This window comes from Streptomyces sp. NPDC043812 (assembly GCF_056436245.1).
In genome coordinates this window covers 61,023-76,536 of sequence record NZ_JBWKCY010000012.1, presented here as the reverse complement: position 1 = coordinate 76,536, position 15,514 = coordinate 61,023, and the positions used below count along the sequence as shown (strand labels likewise).

Sequence of the window (15,514 nt, the reverse complement as noted above, 5' to 3'; positions counted from 1 at the left end):
GGGCTACGCCGAGAAGAAGTCGATCAGCGTCGGCGCCAGCACCTGCGGTGCCACCTCGTGCGTCTGGCCCGTCAGCGTGCGGTGCAGGCCACGGGGGACCGCCGTGGCCACCTCACGGGCCGCGTCGCGCAGGGACGAGGGGCTGGCGCCTCCGTCGACGACAAGTGCGCGGGGTGTGACCGACCTCAGGAGCTCCGTAGGAACCTGACCGTCGCCCATGACCGCATTGTCGTACGCCAGGGTGTGTGCCAGGGCCTCCATGTCCGACCAGACCGGCAGCATCCGCAGGCCCGAGATCGCCTCCGCCGGTATGCCGACCACGGTCATGAACTCGGCGAGTGCGTCGCCCCTTCGGCCCTCGGCCAACGCCGCGTCAAGGCGGATCGTGTACCGGGCGGCACGCTCGCGGGCGGCCGACCCCCTCGCGAACGGCGGTTCGAAGAGCGACAGCCGGGTGATGGGCAGTCCGTCCGCCGCCGCCCGCAGCACCAGCGCCGCCCCCGACGACATGCCGTGCACCCCGGCGCTGCCGCCCGCCGCCCCGATCACGGCGGCGAGATCCTCCACCTCGCGCTCCACCGCGTACGGGTGCGTGTCGCCGCTCGAGCCCCGTCCCCTGCGGTCGTACGTGTACACGGTGAAGTGCGGCGCGAGCAGTTCCGCCAGGGGCGCGTCCGACGCTGCGGTGCACAGCGCGCCGCTCACCAGGATCACCGCCGCACCCGTGCCCCGGCGCTCGTACGCGAGGGGGGTGCCGTCGGCGGATTCGGTCGTCAGCGCAACCATGGTGGTGGTGTCCATACGAAGGGTGACCGGGCCCGCACCGGAAACTCATCGCCGACCGGGAAAATACTTCCGGAGATGTCGGCGGGTCCCCTTACGGTGGCCGCATGAACATCTGCGTCTTCCTCTCCGCCGCCGACCTCGACGACCGCTACACCCGGCCCGCCCGCGAGTTCGCCGAACTCATCGGCAAGGGCGGCCACACACTGGTATGGGGCGGTTCCGACGTCGGCCTGATGAAGGTCTTCGCGGACGGCGTGGAGGAGGCCGGGGGCCGACTCATCGGCGTGTCCGTGGAGTTCCTGCAGGCGAAGGCGCGGCCCACCGCCGACGAAATGGTGGTCGCCAGGGATCTCGCGGAGCGCAAGGCGCTGCTGCTCGCCAAGTCCGACGCCGTCGTCATCATGGTCGGCGGCACCGGGACGCTGGACGAGGCCACCGAGATCCTGGAGCTGAAGAAGCACGGCCACACCACGAAGCCGGTGGTCCTGCTCAACACGGCAGGTTTCTACGACGGGCTGAAGGAGCAGTTCCGTCGCATGGACGAAGAGGGCTTCCTGCCGCTGCCCCTGACCGAGCTTGTGTTCTTCGCCGAGGACGGCGTGGCGGCCATGGCCTACCTGGAGGAGAGCGCCGGGATCCAGTAGTGCGAGCATGACGGCATGGCTACCCACCTCATCACCGGCGCGGGCTCCGGCATCGGCGCGGCGGTCACCCGCCGGCTGCACGAGCGCGGCGACGACCTCATCCTCGTGGCACGCGACGCCGGGCGTGCCAAGGAGCTCGCGGACCGTTACCCCGGTGCCCGTACGCTCGTCGCCGACCTCGCGGCCCCCGACCGCATCTCCTGGGCGCTGGGCCACCAGACGATGCCCGACCGCATCGACTCGCTGCTCCACATCGCCGGCATCGTCGACCTCGGCCCGATCGGGGAATTGACCCCCAGGACGTGGCACCAGCAGCTCGACGTCAACCTCGTCGCTCCGGCCGAACTGACCCGGCTCTTCCTGCCCCAACTGCGGGTCGCCCAGGGCCATGTGGTCTTCGTCAACTCCGGAGCCGGACTCAACGCGCACGCCGAATGGGGCGCGTACGCCGCCTCCAAGCACGGACTCAAGGCGCTCGCCGACTCCCTTCGCCACGAGGAGCACGCGGGCGGGGTGCGCGTGACGTCCGTGTACCCGGGGCGTACCGCGAGCCCGATGCAGGCCAAGGTCCACTCCCAGGAGGGCAAGGAGTACGACGCCTCCCGCTGGATCGACCCGGAGTCGGTCGCCACGGCGATCATCACCGCCGTCGATCTGCCGCGCGATGCCGAGATCAACGACCTGACGGTGCGCCCGGGGCGCTGAGCGGCACGGCTGTCGCAGGGCGCCGCAACGGGCGCTCCACCGACGCCTGCTGCTGCCGGCCCGTGCCGGCAGCAGCAGCACCGCGGCGCGTGCCGCGCGGAGCGGCCGCCGCCCCGCCGTCCGCCGGGCCGGACACCGTGCGCCGCGGCCGGACGCGGCACGTACGCTTCCCGGGTGAGCGACACGAACGACTTTCCCTGGGGAACTGCCACCGGCGTCGGATCCATGCCCGGCGGCGACGCCCGGGAGAGCGCGAGGACCGTCACCGGATCCCTCGAAGGCTTCCCGTACCTCGCCGAGCTGCCCGCCCGCGGACCCGGCGCCGACATGATCGGGCGGAGCATCGGGCTGCTCGTCGAGATGTACGCCCATGTCGAGCCCAGCGGCTGGCGGGTCAGCGACCGGCCCGGCCGTGACACCCGCCGGGCCCACTCCTGGCTCGGCGAGGACCTGGACGCCCTGGAGGAGTTCACCCAGGGCTACGAGGGCCCGCTCAAGGTGCAGGCGGTCGGGCCGTGGACCCTCGCCGCCGCGCTGGAACTGCGCGGCGGCGAAGCCGCGGTGGGCGACCCGGGTGCCTGCCGTGACCTCGTCGGCTCCCTCGCCGAAGGGCTGCGCGGCCATCTCGCCGACGTACGCCGCCGCGTGCCGGGCGCCCGTGTCGTGCTGCAGCTCGACGAACCGTCCCTCACCGCCGTGCTGCGCGGTCGGATCCGCACCGCCAGCGGCTACCGCACCCACCGGGCCGTCGACCGCCAGATCATCGAGAGCGCGCTGCGCGACGTTCTCGCCGTCCACGACGGCCCGGTGATCGTGCACTCGTGCGCACCGGACGTGCCGTTCGCGCTGCTGCGCCGGGCGGGCGTGGCAGGAGTCTCGTTCGACTTCGGACTGCTCACCGAACGTGATGAGGAGACGATCGGTGAGGCCGTCGAGGCGGGAACGAAGCTGTTCGCGGGCGTGGTGCCGTCCACCGACACCGCATTGTCGGACCCTGCCGGTAGCGTCATGGGTGTCAGGACGCTGTGGCGCAGGCTGGGGCTGAATCCGGGGACTCTCACCGAGTCCGTGGTCGTCACCCCGTCCTGCGGTCTCGCCGGCGCCTCGCCCGCGTACGCGCGCGCGGCGCTCGCCCACTGCGGCCGGGCCGCGAGATCGCTCGCGGACAACCCTGAGTAACGGGTGCACGGATTACGGGAGGAACGACGGTGGCTGGCGAAGAGCAGACGGCACTGCCCGCGGACGTTCGGGAGCAGCACGCCCAACTCGCCGAGCAGATCGAGGAGCACCGCTTCCGGTACTACGTGAAGGACAGCCCGGTCGTCAGCGACGCGGAGTTCGACCGGCTCATGCGCGAGCTGCAGGCGATCGAGGAGGAGTACCCCGCGCTGCGGACCCCCGAGTCGCCGACCCAGAAGGTCTCCGGGGACTACGAGACGGAGCTGACCAAGGTCGAGCACCGTGAGCGCATGCTCTCCCTGGACAACGCCTTCGACGACGAACAGCTCGCCGCGTGGGCCGAGCGGGTCGCCCGCGACGTGGGCGCCCCCGGCTACCACTTCCTGTGCGAGCTCAAGGTGGACGGCCTCGCGGTCAACCTCACCTATGAGAAGGGCAGGCTGACCCGCGCGGCGACCCGCGGCGACGGCCGCATCGGCGAGGACATCACTCCGAACGTCCGCACCATCGCCGAGATCCCCGACCGGCTGCGCGGCGACCGTGTCCCCGACCTCGTGGAGATCCGCGGCGAGGTCTACTTCCCGATGGACCAGTTCCAGGCGCTCAACGAACGCAGGATCGCGGCCGGCGAGCAGCCGTACGCCAACCCGCGCAACTCCGCCTCCGGTTCGCTGCGCCAGAAGGACCCGAGAGTCACTGCCAAGCTCCCGCTGCACATGGTGGTCCACGGGATCGGCGCCCGCGAAGGACTGGAGATCGGCCGGCTCTCGGAGGCCTACGACCTGCTGCGCGAGTGGGGCCTGCCCACCGCCCGGCACAACAAGGTCGTGGACTCCCTCGACGCCGTACGGGAGTTCATCGCCCACTTCGGCGAGAACCGCCACTCCGTGGAGCACGAGATCGACGGCGTCGTCGTCAAGCTCGACGAGATCCGCCTCCAGGGCCGGCTCGGCTCCACGGCCCGCGCCCCGCGCTGGGCGATCGCCTGGAAGTACGCCCCGGAGGAGGTCAACACCAAGCTGGTGAACATCCGCGTCGGTGTGGGCCGCACCGGCCGGGTCACCCCGTACGCGCAGGTGGAGCCGGTCACCGTGGCCGGGTCCGAGGTCGAGTTCGCCACCCTGCACAACCAGGACGTGGTCAGGGCCAAGGGTGTCCTCATCGGCGACACCGTGGTGCTGCGCAAGGCGGGGGAGGTCATCCCGGAGATCCTCGGCCCGGTCGTCGACCTGCGGGACGGCACCGAGCGGGAGTTCGTGATGCCGGCCGAGTGCCCCGAGTGCGGGACGGCCCTGCGGGCCATGAAGGAGGGGGACGTCGACATCCGCTGCCCCAACGCCCGCTCCTGCCCGGCCCAGTTGCGGGAGCGCCTCTTCTATCTCGCCGGGCGGGACTGCCTGGACATCGAGGCGTTCGGCAAGGTGGCCGCCGCGGCGTTGACCAGCCCGCTGGAGCCCGCCGACCCGCCGCTGAGGGACGAGGGCGACCTCTTCGACCTGACGGTGGAGCAGCTGCTGCCCATCAGGGCCTATGTCCTCGACCAGGACAGCGGGCTGCCCAAGCGGGACCCGAAGACCGGCGAGGACAAGATCGTCACCGTGTTCGCCAACAAGCAGGGCGAGCCGAAGAAGAACGCCCTGGCGATGCTGGAGAACATCGAGGCGGCCAAGCAGCGCCCGTTCGCCCGTTTTCTCAACGGCCTGTCCATCCGCCATGTCGGCCCGGTGGCCGCTGCGGCGCTGGCGCGTGAATTCCCCTCCGTCGAACGGATCGAGCAGGCCACCGAGGCCGAGCTGGCGGCCACCGACGGCGTGGGACCGATCATCGCCGCGTCCCTCAAGGAGTGGTTCGAGGAGGACTGGCACCGCGAGATCCTGCGCAAGTGGCGTGCGGCCGGCGTGCCGCTGGAAGCGGAGGCCACGGGCAAGGAGGAAGGACCCCGTCCGCTGGAGGGCCTGACGGTCGTCGTCACGGGAACACTGGAGAACCACACCAGGGATGGCGCAAAAGAAGCGCTCCAGAGCCGCGGAGCGAAAGTGGCCGGTTCCGTTTCCAAGAAGACGAGCTTCGTGGTGGTCGGCGACAACCCCGGCTCCAAGTACGACAAGGCCATGCAGCTGAAGGTTCCGGTGCTGGACGAAGCGGGCTTCGCCGTCCTGTTGGAGCAGGGACCCGAGGCGGCGCGTGAGGTTGCCGTGACCGAGGAGACATGACAAATCGGGATCGACCCGCCTCGCTGCGAGGGGCGCACACGGGAGCCCGCCGGGGGCGCACGCGGCTGGAAAGCGACGTGCGGAGCGCCGGTGGAACACCCAGTACAGGTCACCCGTTCAGCGCATACCAGATGAACAAGGGTGGCCGGGTCGCATTCGGGCAAGAGCTGTAGAGCGCTGCCCGTTCGAGCCTCCTGCGCCCTACTGTTGAGACGTGCGCCTGTCGTGCACGGCTGCGTGGTGGGATTTCGGTCGTGGTGGCATGACAAAGGGAGCCGTCGACCGGACAGGACCCAGGCATCGGCTCCGCCGGCTGTGAGAGGGACGGGAATGAAACCGACCGAGAGCGCCGCCCCGGTCTCACGACCGCGTGCACTCGCGGCCCTGCTGGGCAGGCCACCCGGGCTGCCTGCCGTCGTCGTCACGAGCGCCGCGTTCGTCCTCGCTACCGGAATCGTCGCGACTGTCCGTCAAGGACACGCCCTGTTCCCCGGTTCCACCGTGGGCTGGTCCCTCGCGCTGCTCACCGGAATCATCGTCGGCCATCTCGTCGCCATCGGCCGCGACCGCTGGTGGGGCGGCACCGGATCGGGTGCCGCACTGACCCTGGCCGCACTGCTCCTGTTCGGCTGGGTGCCCGCCGGACTCGTCAGCCTCGCCGTCGTCGCGCTCGTCGGCGGCGTCAGCCGGGGCCGATGGCGCCAAGGGCTGCTGCACGGGGCCGTCGACGTGCTGGGCATCGGCGCCGCCGCGCTCGTTCTCGCCGTCTTCGGCATCGTGCCCACCGTCGAGAAGCCATGGGACCCCTTGCAGTGGGAAGTTGAGGCCGCGCCCGAGGTCGCCCTCGCCGCCACCGCCTATCTCGCCGTCACCCGGCTGCTGTTGTGGTACGTGCTCGCACCCCAGGGCGGCGGGCTGCCCACCGTCGCCCGCACCGCCCTGCTCCGGCAGGGCCTCGTCGCCGTCGCCCTCGTCGGCATCGCTCCGCTGATCTGCGTCGTCGCCGTCGCGATGCCGGTCCTGCTGCCGTTGTTCGCCGTGCCGCTGATCGCCCTCGACTCCACCCTGTGGATCGCCAGGGCCCGGGACGAGGAACAGCTGCGCGACCCGCTGACCGGACTGCCCAACCGCCAGTGGCTGCTGGAGCGCACCTGGTCCGCGCTGGAGGAGGCAGAGAACTCCGGCGCGCGCTCGGCGCTCGTCCTCATCGACCTCGACCGCTTCCGGTCCGTCAACGACACCCTCGGCCACCTCGCCGGGGACCGTCTGCTGCTGCAGATAGCCGACCGGCTGCGGCTGGCCCTGCCGCGCGGGGCCGAGGCGGCGCGGCTCGGCGGCGACGAGTTCGCGGTGCTGCTGCCCACGGCCGACTCCACGACCAGCGCCCAGCGCATCGCCCGTCATCTCGTCTCCGAACTCTCCTCCCCGCTCGACCTCGACGGCCTCACCCTCGTCCTGGAGGCCAGCGCGGGACTCGCCGTCTTCCCCGACCACGCACTCGACGCCGAAGGGCTGCTGCGGCGCGCGGACGTCGCCATGTACCAGGCCAAGCGGGACCGCACCGGCGTCGAGGTGTACGAGTCCAAGCGGGACAGCAACACCCCCGACCGGCTCGGTCTCCTCGGTGATCTCCGCCGCGCGCTCGACGCGGGCGACGTCGAGCTGCACTACCAGCCCAAGGTCCGCTTCGACGGCCATGTCGCCGGGCTCGAGGCCCTCGTCCGCTGGGTCCATCCGGAGCGTGGGCGGGTGCCCCCCGACGAGTTCATCGCCATCGCCGAGTCCTCCGGGCTGATGCCCCATCTGACGGAGTACGTCCTGGAGACGGCGCTCGCGCAGGTCGCGATCTGGCGCGCGCAGGGGCTGACGGTGCCGGTCGCCGTCAATGTGTCGCCCCGCGACGTGCACACCCCCGGCTTCGCCGGAGCGGTCGCCGCGCGGCTCGCCCGGCACGGTGTCCCGCCCGGCGCGCTCCAGCTCGAGATAACGGAGCACGTGCTGCTGGAGGACCCGCAGCGGGCCGCCGACACGCTCGCCGGGCTGGCCGACCACGGCGTGAAGATGTCGCTCGACGACTTCGGCACGGGGTACTCGTCGCTGGTGCACCTGCGCCGGCTGCCGGTCAGCGAGCTGAAGATCGACCGCTCGTTCGTGGCGCGGCTGGCCGTCGACAACGAGGACGCGGAGATCGTCCGCTGCACGATCGACCTCGCCCACTCACTGGGCCTGCTGGTCGTCGCGGAGGGCGTCGAGGACGACGAGACCTGGGAACGGCTCCGGGACCTGCGGTGCGACGCGGTGCAGGGCTGGCTGGTGGCGGCCGCGATGCCGCCGCAGGAGACGACGGCGTGGCTGCTGGCCCGCGGCGAGCGCGGCTGGCGCCGCCCTGCGGGCGAGCTGCCGCCCTCCCCGAACGGCGCGGGCCGGGCACCGGGGCACGCGGTCCCGTAGGCCGAGGCAGGTGCGCCCGGACGGGAGAGCCGGGACCCCGGGTGCGGGTCCCGGAGCAAACCGTTTCACGGTCACCCCGCCCCGCCCCATAGGATTGGGCCAAAACCAATCACACTCACCCCTGAGGATCGCTGCATGCCTGGCATCACGCGCGAGGAGGTCGCCCACCTCGCCCGGCTGGCGCGTCTCGAGCTGAAGGACGAAGAGCTCGACCACTTCGCCGGACAGCTCGACGACATCATCGGCGCGGTCGCCCGCGTCTCCGAGGTCGCCGACCAAGACGTACCCCCGACCTCCCACCCGCTGCCGCTGACCAACGTCATGCGCGCGGACGAGGTCCGTCCGTCGCTCACCCCCGGGCAGGCGCTCTCCGGAGCCCCTGCCCAGGAGCAGCAGCGTTTCAAGGTGCCGCAGATCCTGGGGGAGGACTAAGAAGTCATGACGGACATCATCAAGCTCACCGCAGCCGAGACCGCCGAGAAGATCGCCACGGGCGAGCTCACGGCCGTCGAGGTCACCGAGGCCCACCTGGCCCGGATCGAGGCCGTCGACGAGAAGGTCCACGCCTTCCTGCACATCGACCGCGAGGGCGCTCTCGCGCAGGCCCGCGCCGTCGATGACAAGCGCGCCAAGGGCGAGAAGCTCGGCCCGCTCGCGGGTGTGCCGCTCGCCCTCAAGGACATCTTCACCACCGAGGGCGTGCCGACCACCGTCGGCTCCAAGATCCTCGAGGGCTGGCTGCCGCCGTACGACGCGACGCTGACCAAGAAGCTCAAGGCAGCCGACGTCGTCATCCTCGGCAAGACCAACATGGACGAGTTCGCCATGGGGTCCTCGACCGAGAACAGCGCGTACGGCCCCACGGGCAACCCGTGGGACCTGACCCGTATCCCCGGCGGTTCCGGCGGTGGCTCGGCCGCCGCCCTGGCCGCCTACCAGGCGCCGCTCGCCATCGGCACGGACACCGGCGGCTCGATCCGCCAGCCCGCCGCCGTCACCGCCACCGTCGGCGTGAAGCCCACCTACGGCGCGGTCTCCCGCTACGGCATGGTGGCCTTCTCCTCGTCCCTCGACCAGGGCGGCCCCTGCGCCCGCACGGTCCTGGACGCGGCCCTCCTGCACGAGGTCATCGCCGGACACGACCCGCTCGACTCGACGTCCATCGACGCTCCGGTCCCGCCCGTCGTCGAGGCCGCGCGCAACGGCTCGGTCCAGGGCATGCGCGTCGGTGTCGTGAAGCAGTTCCGGGGCGATGGTTACCAGGCCGGCGTCCTGCAGCGCTTCGACGAGTCCGTCGCGCTGCTGAAGGAGCTCGGAGCCGAGATCGTCGAGCTGGACTGCCCGTCCTTCGACCTGGCGCTCGCGGCGTACTACCTGATCGCCCCGTCCGAGTGCTCCTCGAACCTCGCCCGCTTCGACGCCATGCGCTACGGCATGCGCGTCGGCGACGACGGCACGAAGTCCGCCGAGGACGTCACCGCGCTCACCCGCGAGGCCGGCTTCGGCCCCGAGGTCAAGCGCCGCATCATGCTCGGCACGTACGCGCTCAGCTCCGGCTACTACGACGCGTACTACGGCTCGGCGCAGAAGGTCCGCACCCTCATCACGCGCGACTTCGAGAAGTCGTTCGAGCAGGTCGACGTCATCGTCTCCCCGACGACCCCGACCACCGCCTTCCCGATCGGCGAGCGCGCCGACGACCCGATGGCGATGTACCTCGCGGACCTGTGCACCATCCCGACCAACCTGGCCGGAAACGCGGCGATGTCCCTGCCGTGCGGACTCGCACCCGAGGACGGTCTGCCCGTCGGCCTGCAGATCATCGCCCCTGCCATGAAGGACGACCGCCTCTACAAGGTCGGTGCCGCCGTCGAGGCCGCCTTCGTGGAAAGGTGGGGGCACCCGCTGTTGGAGGAGGCTCCGTCGCTGTGAGTGCCATGGCAAAGAAGGCCAAGAACTTCAAGAAGTCCAAGACCGGGCTGTACGTGTCGCTCGGCAGCACCGCGTTCGGCGCGATCAGCGTCGCCAAGCAGGCCAAGCTCGCCCGCCAGGACGGCGACTTCCTGCGACTGGCCGATGCCGTCGTGTCCGCCGCTGCCATCGTCACCGGACTGGCCATCCTCTACCGCGAGCTGAAGCGGCTCGGCGACGACGACGTTCTGCTGGGCTGAGAGGGAAAGTTTCATCGTGACCGTCACTGAACTGGTGTCGTACGAGGACGCCCTCGCGTCCTACGACCCCGTCATGGGCCTTGAGGTCCATGTCGAGCTCGGCACCAAGACCAAGATGTTCTGCGGGTGTTCGACCGAGCTGGGTGCCGAGCCCAACTCGCAGACCTGCCCCACGTGCCTCGGCCTGCCCGGCTCCCTCCCGGTCGTCAACGCGATCGGCGTCGAGTCGGCAGTCAAGATCGGCCTCGCGCTGCACTGCGAGATCGCCGAGTGGTGCCGCTTCGCCCGGAAGAACTACTTCTACCCGGACATGCCGAAGAACTTCCAGACCTCCCAGTACGACGAGCCGATCGCCTTCAACGGCTATCTGGACGTCCAGCTGGAGGACGGCGAGGTCTTCCGTGTGGAGATCGAGCGCGCCCACATGGAGGAGGACACCGGCAAGTCGACGCACGTCGGCGGTGCCACCGGCCGCATCCACGGCGCGTCCCACTCCCTGCTCGACTACAACCGCGCCGGCATCCCGCTGATCGAGATCGTCACCAAGCCGATCGAGGGCGCGGGCGAGCGGGCCCCCGAGGTCGCCAAGGCGTACGTCGCCGAGCTGCGCGAGCTCATCAGGGCGCTCGGCGTCTCCGAGGCCCGTATGGAGATGGGCCAGATGCGCTGCGACGTGAACCTGTCGCTGCGCCCGAACGGCACCTCGAAGTTCGGCACCCGCAGCGAGACGAAGAACGTCAACTCGCTGCGTTCGGTCGAGCGTGCGGCCCGCTTCGAGATCCAGCGGCATGCCGCGGTGCTCTCGTCCGGCGGCACGATCATCCAGGAGACCCGCCACTTCCACGAGGAGGACGGCTCCACGACGTCGGGCCGGGTCAAGGAGGAGGCGGAGGACTACCGCTACTTCCCCGAGCCCGACCTGGTCCCGGTCGCGCCGTCGCGTGAGTGGGTCGAGGAGCTGCGTGGCACGCTGCCCGAGCTGCCGCGGGTGCGCCGCAACAGGCTCCGCGAGGAGTGGGGCATCTCGGAGCACGACATGCAGTCGATCCTCAACGCGGGTGCGGTCGACCTGATCGTCGCGACGATCGACGCGGGCGCCCCGGCCGACCAGGCCCGCAAGTGGTGGATGGGTGAACTGGCCCGTAACGCCAACGAGTCGGGCAAGGGCCTGGACGCCCTGGCGATCACCCCGGCGCAGGTTGCCCGGGTGACGGCGCTCGTCGCGTCCGGCGACCTGAACGACAAGCTGGCCCGCCAGGTGATCGAGGGCGTGCTCGCGGGCGAGGGCGACCCGGACACGGTCGTGGAGAAGCGCGGTCTGAAGGTCGTCTCGGACGAGGGCGCGCTCGGCGCGGCCGTCGACGAGGCGATCGCGGGCAACGCTGCGATCGCCGACAAGATCCGCGGCGGCAAGGTCGCGGCGGTCGGCGCGCTCGTCGGCGCGGTCATGAAGACGACCCGCGGTCAGGCGGACGCGGCGCGCGTCAAGCAGCTGATCCTGGAGAAGCTCGGCGTGTCCGAGGGCTGACGGACTCCGCAGTCGTGACGAGGGGCGGTGCGCACCGAGGGTGCGCACCGCCCCCTCGCCCTTCGCGCCCGGCCTCTTCGGCCGTCCGCCCGTGCCTGACACGACCCGCCGGCCCGGTGGTCGCGGCACCGCCCCTGCTGCGCCGCGCACCGCACGAGTGAGCGGCCGCACGGGGCCGTGACCGATCATCCGCCCGTCCGTTGCTCACGGCATGACCACAGCACAGCGCGTATTCGCCGCCCTTGCCCTCGCCACCGGTGCGGGCGCCCTTGCCGCCCCCGCCGCGAGCGCGGCCACTCCCGCGGAGCTTCCCCAGGCCGTGTCGGTGATGGGCGAACTCGACTCCCTCGCGGCCGACTCGGTCAACCCCGAGCACCGCAGTGAACTGCCGACCCCCTCCCAGCAGCTCGCCGGGCTGAACCGGCTGGCCGGAGTGCCGAACGACCTGGCCCCGCTCACCGGTCAACTCGCGCCCGTGGCAGGGCTGCTCGGCTGACCGGCCGACCGCGGCGTCAGTGGCGTATGCCCAGGCCGGGCAGCCACATTTCGCCGCGGTCCTTGCAGTTGACGTCCCTGGCACGCAGCTCCTCCGGCTCCGTCGTGCCGCGGGCCCGCAGCTCGGCGACGACCAGCGCGGCCACGGCCGCCGCGTCCGCCCGCTCCGGTGCGGCGAACTCCGTCTGCCACCAGCCCCGGTCCCGGGACTGCCAGCCGCGGGCGCGCAACTGCTGCGCGCGCTCCTCGTTGTCCCGGCCGTCGCGGTCGTCGATCGATGCGTACAGACCGTCCTCGATGCTGTACGAGACGATCAGGCGACGGCCGCGGTCGGCGGAGCTCGTCAGGCAGAGACTGGTCCAGTCCGTGCCGACCTGCACCGGCAGTTGTTCGGCCCAGGACGCGACGAGCAGCTCGAGACTGTTCCGGAAGTGGTCGAGGGTCGCGGCCAGGCGGGCGGCAGGGCGGGCCGGCGGGCGCTCACCGGGGCCGCCGCGGTCCAGCTGCCAGACGTACGGCAGGAAGTCGAAGCCGTGCGGTGCGTCGCCCGCCCAGGCGCCGCCCCACTCGAACGTCCGGTGCTCCTCGCTCTCCAGCACCTGGGTCTCGTGGACGGACAGGCCGACCTGCTGACGGTCGCCGCCGACCAGCACGGTCCTGCGGCTGTCACGCCAGCGGATGCTGGGGCCGTCCGACGATCCGCCGTACAGCGTCGGCTCGCCGATGCGGGCGACGATGGCCTCGTACACCCCGCGGAACGCCTCTCGCCGCTCGGCGAGGGACGCGCCCGGCTCGTGGACGAGCACCGGAACGGGTGCCCGGCCCAGATGCGGGCCGGGTGCTTCGTGGAGCATGCGGGCGAACTCCGCGGCGTCCGCGGGCGTCAGTGCCGTCTGATGGTTCCCCCTGTTTTCCATATCGGCCATCGTGCCAGCCGCCACCGACAAATCCGGTCGGTCCCGGGGACCCGGCCGATTCCTGCCGCTGCTCACCGGTTGGCATGTCCATACCATGATGAGGGTGGCGGAGCGGACGGACGCGGACCCATGGACGTTCACCGGTGCGCCGTGCCCCCGACCCGTCGAGGCCACTCCGCCTCATTACGGTCCGGGCTGCAACACTGCATTCAGGAGGATCACTTGTCCAAGGACATGTCACGACGGCGTCTGCTCGCACTCGGCAGCGGAGTCGTCGGCGCAGCGGCCACCGGCTCCCTGCTCCCGCCGTCCCTGCAGGCCGCCCTCGCCGCGGAACCGCCCTCCGGCGGGCTGGACTCCGTGCGCCACGTGGTCATCCTCATGCAGGAGAACCGATCGTTCGACCACTACTTCGGCAGCCTGCGCGGCGTTCGTGGCTTCGGCGACCGCAACGCAGTCGAACTGCCCTCCGGCGAGCCGGTCTTCGCGCAGCCCCGCACCCCGGCCGGCACCGTGCTCCCGTTCCCCGTACGGGACGCCGCCGAGGCACAGAAGAAGGACCTCCAGTACATAGGCGACCTCGACCACTCCTGGAGCGGTGGCGCCAAGGCATGGCGCGACGGCTGGATGGACGGCTGGGTCTCGGCCAAGACGGCCGCCACCATGGCGTACTACGACCGCCGCGACCTGCCGCTGCACTACGAGCTCGCGGACACCTTCACCATCTGCGACGCCTATCACTCGTCCACCCACACCTCCACGAGCCCCAACCGCAATCACCTGTGGAGCGGCTGGACCGGGTACGAGGCCGACGGCAGCAGGGCCGTGACGAACGCGGCGTACGCCGAGGGCACCCATCCCGGCTATCCGTGGCCCACCTATGCGGAGCGCCTGGAGAAGGCCGGCCGCAGCTGGAAGACGTACAGCGAGTGGGAGAACTTCACCGACAACAACATCGAGTTCTTCACCGCCTTCAAGAAGATCGCGCGCAAGGCCCTGTCCGGGGCGGGCGACTTCACCTACATGGAAGCCTTCTACGCGAAGGTGCGCGAGACCCCGGACGACGCCGAGCGGGCCCGGCTGCTGGCCGCGCTGGAAGAGGGCGTGGCAGCGCTGACGCCCGCCGAGCGCTCCCTCTTCGAGCGCGGGCTCCGGCGCGTGGAGACCGGCCGTCTCGCCGACGCCTTCCGGGCCGACGTCGCCGCGGGCACCCTGCCCGAGGTCTCCTACCTGGTGCCGTCCGCGGTCGACTCCGAGCACCCCGGCGCCTCCTCGCCGATCGCGTCCGCCTCCCTCGTCTACAAGGTGCTCGACGCACTCGCCTCCCACCCCGAGGTGTGGCGGCACACCGTCGTACTGATCAACTACGACGAGAACGACGGCTTCTTCGACCACGTCCCGCCGCCGGTCCCGCCCGCCGGCACCACCGAGGAGCGCTGGCAGGGCCTGCCCACCGGCCTCGGCATACGCGTCCCGATGCTCGTCGTGTCGCCCTGGTCGGTCGGCGGCTACGTCTGCTCCGAGGTCTTCGACCACACGTCGGTGATCAGACTGCTGGAGCGATGGACCGGCATCCAGGAGCCCAACATCACGCGCTGGCGCCGCACCGTCACCGGCGACCTCACCTCCGCGTTCGACTTCCGGCGCGGCAGGCCGCAGCCGGAGGTCGAGCAGCCGGGGCCCGTCCCGCCGTTCACCGGACGCTGGCGCCCGGTGCCGCCCGCAGTGCAGCACATGCCCGTCCAGGAGCCCGGCACCCGCCCCGCGCGCGCCCTGCCGTACCAGCCCGACGCCCACGGCCGGGCCGAGGGGCGGACGTTCACCGTGACGCTGCGCAACACGGGACGCGCGAGCGCGCACTTCGCGCTCTACCCGTACGCCGGTGAGTTCGACGTTCCGCAGCACCAGGACGTGAGGGGCGAGGCGCAGTGGCGTGTGCCCCTCACCGGCGAGCGCTACCGGTTCACGATCACGGGCCCCAACGGCTTCCGGCGCGAGTTCGCCGGCCGTGCCGCGGGCGCCGCCGGGGTCACCTCCCGCATCGATCACCACGACCGGGACGTCCACCTCACGCTCCGCAACAGCGGCAGCGCGCCCGTCACGTTCACGGTCCGCCCCCTCGGCTATGTCGAGGATGCCGATCTGGGCGACTGGACCCGGACCGTCACCGTGAAGCCGGGGCGCAGCCGCACCGTCGTGCACTCGGCGGCCGACGCGCACGGCTGGTACGACGTCGAGGTGACCGCCGACGGCGACGAGGGCTTCCGCCGGCGGCTGATGGGCCACATCGAGAACGGGCGCGCCAGCGTCTCCGGCTGACACCCGGCCGCGTGGTGGTGCGCGGGAGCCGGCAGGCGAACGCTCCGGCTTGCGCGCACCCCCTGTGAGTAACCCCACGAATCGGGCAAAGGATCATGTTTGCCTG

13 protein-coding genes are annotated in these 15,514 nt (G+C 71.3%); 11 read left to right on the top strand and 2 right to left on the bottom strand.

The annotated features are described in order from the left end of the window. Window positions 1-3 precede the first annotated feature (3 nt). A complete protein-coding gene (locus AC067Z_RS19145) occupies window positions 4-801 on the bottom strand; it encodes an alpha/beta fold hydrolase (protein WP_478790714.1) in 798 nt (265 codons plus the stop codon). A gap of 89 nt (window positions 802-890) precedes the next feature. Between AC067Z_RS19145 and AC067Z_RS19140 the strand changes: the two genes are divergently transcribed. The 10 genes from AC067Z_RS19140 (at window position 891) to AC067Z_RS19095 (ending at window position 12,173) form a co-directional block, all read left to right on the top strand. Next, window positions 891-1,430: an LOG family protein gene (locus tag AC067Z_RS19140; protein ID WP_478790713.1), complete on the top strand. Its 540-nt coding sequence runs from the start codon at window positions 891-893 to the stop codon at window positions 1,428-1,430. A gap of 15 nt (window positions 1,431-1,445) precedes the next feature. After that, window positions 1,446-2,135: an SDR family oxidoreductase gene (locus tag AC067Z_RS19135; RefSeq protein WP_478790712.1), complete on the top strand. Its 690-nt coding sequence runs from the start codon at window positions 1,446-1,448 to the stop codon at window positions 2,133-2,135. A 174-nt stretch (window positions 2,136-2,309) separates the two neighbouring features. Beyond that, window positions 2,310-3,314: a methionine synthase gene (locus AC067Z_RS19130; protein WP_478790711.1), complete on the top strand. Its 1,005-nt coding sequence runs from the start codon at window positions 2,310-2,312 to the stop codon at window positions 3,312-3,314. Window positions 3,315-3,343: 29 nt separating this feature from the next. Next, a complete protein-coding gene (gene ligA, locus AC067Z_RS19125) occupies window positions 3,344-5,527 on the top strand; it encodes an NAD-dependent DNA ligase LigA (RefSeq protein WP_478790710.1) in 2,184 nt (727 codons plus the stop codon). A 330-nt stretch (window positions 5,528-5,857) separates the two neighbouring features. After that, window positions 5,858-7,978, top strand: a complete 2,121-nt coding sequence (locus AC067Z_RS19120; RefSeq protein ID WP_478790709.1) for a putative bifunctional diguanylate cyclase/phosphodiesterase — start codon at window positions 5,858-5,860, stop codon at window positions 7,976-7,978. Window positions 7,979-8,113: 135 nt separating this feature from the next. Then, complete coding sequence (gene gatC, locus AC067Z_RS19115; RefSeq protein ID WP_478790708.1) at window positions 8,114-8,410, top strand: Asp-tRNA(Asn)/Glu-tRNA(Gln) amidotransferase subunit GatC; 297 nt, start codon at window positions 8,114-8,116, stop codon at window positions 8,408-8,410. A 6-nt stretch (window positions 8,411-8,416) separates the two neighbouring features. Continuing rightward, entirely contained in the window at window positions 8,417-9,910 is a 1,494-nt protein-coding gene (gatA, locus tag AC067Z_RS19110) for an Asp-tRNA(Asn)/Glu-tRNA(Gln) amidotransferase subunit GatA (RefSeq protein WP_478790707.1), read from the top strand. Between the two features lie 5 nt (window positions 9,911-9,915). Further along, window positions 9,916-10,149: a hypothetical protein gene (locus tag AC067Z_RS19105; protein WP_478790856.1), complete on the top strand. Its 234-nt coding sequence runs from the start codon at window positions 9,916-9,918 to the stop codon at window positions 10,147-10,149. Between the two features lie 16 nt (window positions 10,150-10,165). Beyond that, on the top strand, window positions 10,166-11,677 hold the full coding sequence (gene gatB, locus AC067Z_RS19100; RefSeq protein WP_478790706.1) for an Asp-tRNA(Asn)/Glu-tRNA(Gln) amidotransferase subunit GatB: 1,512 nt from the start codon (window positions 10,166-10,168) through the stop codon (window positions 11,675-11,677). 211 nt (window positions 11,678-11,888) lie between these two features. Next, window positions 11,889-12,173 carry a hypothetical protein gene (locus tag AC067Z_RS19095; protein ID WP_478790705.1) on the top strand — a complete coding sequence of 95 codons (285 nt, stop codon included), beginning with the start codon at window positions 11,889-11,891 and terminating at the stop codon, window positions 12,171-12,173. 16 nt (window positions 12,174-12,189) lie between these two features. On the opposite strand, the gene AC067Z_RS19090 is transcribed toward AC067Z_RS19095, so the two are convergent. Next, window positions 12,190-13,089 carry a TY-Chap domain-containing protein gene (locus tag AC067Z_RS19090; RefSeq protein WP_478790704.1) on the bottom strand — a complete coding sequence of 300 codons (900 nt, stop codon included), beginning with the start codon at window positions 13,087-13,089 and terminating at the stop codon, window positions 12,190-12,192. A 222-nt stretch (window positions 13,090-13,311) separates the two neighbouring features. Here AC067Z_RS19090 and AC067Z_RS19085 point away from each other — a divergent pair, with 222 nt between their 5' ends. After that, window positions 13,312-15,408, top strand: coding sequence for a phosphocholine-specific phospholipase C (locus tag AC067Z_RS19085; protein ID WP_478790703.1), 2,097 nt, complete (start codon window positions 13,312-13,314; stop codon window positions 15,406-15,408). Window positions 15,409-15,514: the final 106 nt, after the last annotated feature.